This is a genomic window from uncultured Thiodictyon sp. (assembly GCF_903828115.1).
GTDB lineage: Bacteria > Pseudomonadota > Gammaproteobacteria > Chromatiales > Chromatiaceae > Thiodictyon.
Genome location: NZ_CAIKKU010000142.1, coordinates 1 through 1,820, shown reverse-complemented (window position 1 = coordinate 1,820; position 1,820 = coordinate 1). Strand labels below are relative to the sequence as shown.

Genomic DNA, 1,820 nt, shown 5'->3' with positions numbered 1-1,820 from the left:
CGTCTGTAATTTGGGGTTCAGGGTTCAGGTTGGACGTTCGATGTTGAATGTTCGATGTTCTGTCATACTCGATCTATTCGTTTAATTCGTTGATAAAAGTTATCTCATCGTTTATTACCGGGGCACCGCTTTTCGGAAGTTCACCAAAGCGGTGCCGCGCGGAATACCGCTCGTCACCGCACTCCAAAGCGTCTCGGGCGAGACGTGCCCAATCTTGGCAATGAAGGTGGCAGAGCCGTCTCGGCTCTGTGCCGACGAGGACCCGCCTTCGTGAATCCACTACGGCGTGGCAGGCGTCGGCGTTCCCAGGATACGATGTGCCTACAACCGACTGGGAAAAGTTAGTTGCATTGGACGTCCATCCCCTGATGAGGCCAAAAAAAGGCTGCTGATGCCATAATGAGAATTGCTGTACTTATGGACATTGCCCCACTTCCTATGTTAAAGTCTTTAACCGTTGTGTGTTGGTCAAATGAAGATGAGTAAGCCAAAAAAGATGGGTGCGTATAACAGAATGAAAATCAGAAACGTAGTGGCCATCGTCAGCGCGCTGGTGTTGGTAACAACCCAATCCGCCTTCGCATCCTCCTTTTTGTATATGGTCATCGACCTTTCGGGCGGGGCGGATGCCACCAACTACCCGGTCACATACTTAGAGGCCGTGCCGCAGGGCGGCTGGACGGACGAGTACAAGACCGACAAGCTGGTGATGCGCCGCATCCCGGCGGCGACACCGCACTTCACGATGGGCGGGCGGGCAACGGACTACCCCTTCGCAAGCGATAACGGCTTGCATCAAGTGACGCTGACCAAGGACTTCTACATCGGGGTCTTCGAGGTGACCCAGCGGCAGTGGGAACGGGTTATGGGCGACAAGCCGAGTTACTTCAACAACGCCGCTTGTTACGCCACACGGCCGGTTGAGCAGGTGAGCTATTACGACATCCGGGAGAACCCGGCGAACAGCGACGACCCCGCAGTGGACTGGCCCGCGAACAGCGCGGTCAACGCGACGTCCTTCATGGGTAAGCTTCGGGCGAAGACGGGGCTTTCAACCTTCGACCTGCCGACCGAGTCGCAGTGGGAGTACGCCTGCAGGGCGGGTACGACGACGGCGCTGAACTCGGGCTATAATCTGACGGGTACGGACAGCGATCCTCGCATGGACGTTGTCGGCAGGTACTGGTACAACGGAGGGAGCGGGTATACGCAAAACGGGAGCACAAATGTGGGCTCGGCTGCGGCTGGCTCGTACCTGCCCAACGCCTGGGGTCTGTACGATATGCACGGCAATGTGTTTGAGTGGTGCCTGGACTGGCGCGGGACCTATCCGGGCAGCGTGCAGGATCCGTTAGGTGCGGCGTCGGGGACGTACCGCGTGACTCGGGGCGGGAGTTGGGACTACTACTACGCGTACTACTGTCGGTCGGCGGCTCGGTACGGCTGCGGCCCGAGCGTCCGGTTCGATGACGTTGGCTTCCGCGCCGCCAGGACCCTGCCAGCCAGCACAAACAGCCTGACAATAGTCGGCGGGACGGGAAGCGGCGGGTACGTCGCAACGACGGCGGTAGCCGTTGCGGCGGACACGCCCCCTCCCGGGCAGGCCTTCGCCCGCTGGACGGTTTCGCCCACAAACGCGGTCCTGGGCGCGGGCTTCTCCGCGACACAGTCGCTCGTGACGGTCACCATGCCGGCGTACGACGTGACGCTGACCGCGGTGTTCGGGGGAATCGGGGGCCCCTTGTACCTGATCATCGACCTCTCGGGCGGGGCGGGTGCCACCAACTACCCGGTCACATACTTAGAGGCCGTGCCGCAGG

General features: G+C 60.2%; 1 protein-coding gene. It reads left to right on the top strand.

The window, feature by feature from the left end:
• Positions 1-472 precede the first annotated feature (472 nt).
• Positions 473-1,820 (top strand): formylglycine-generating enzyme family protein (locus tag QZY48_RS05305; protein ID WP_295428693.1); only part of this gene is annotated, 1,348 nt, incomplete at its 3' end.